Source organism: Pseudomonas spartinae (assembly GCF_965197125.1).
In the GTDB taxonomy this organism is placed as follows: Bacteria; Pseudomonadota; Gammaproteobacteria; order Pseudomonadales; family Pseudomonadaceae; genus Aquipseudomonas; species Aquipseudomonas composti_A.
The window spans coordinates 1-255 of the sequence record NZ_CBDAMB010000051.1 but is presented as its reverse complement, the minus strand read 5'-3'; the positions used below and the strand labels follow the sequence as shown (position 1 = coordinate 255).

Sequence of the window (255 nt, the reverse complement as noted above, 5' to 3'; positions counted from 1 at the left end):
TCCAAGGACGAAGAAAGGACATAGATCGCATGCAAAAGACCTCCTGCCATCATGACCAGGATCATTCACATAACTCGCACGCCCACTCCGAGAGCCAGCGCGACCCGGTGTGTGGCATGGAGGTCAAACCTGATGGCCCTTATCGCGAGAGCTTTGAAGGGAAGGCCTATCATTTCTGCAGTGCGAAGTGCCTAGAGAAATTCCAAGCAGATCCTCATCAGTACATGAGCCATCAGTCTCATGGGGAGCATCACC

Annotated in this window: 1 protein-coding gene; it reads left to right on the top strand. The window is 52.9% G+C overall.

Annotation, left to right across the window (positions count from 1 at the left end; all coding sequences use genetic code 11):
* Nucleotides 1-29 precede the first annotated feature (29 nt).
* The coding region (locus ACN8M7_RS26015; protein WP_490262635.1) for a YHS domain-containing protein at nucleotides 30-255 on the top strand (226 nt) is incomplete at its 3' end.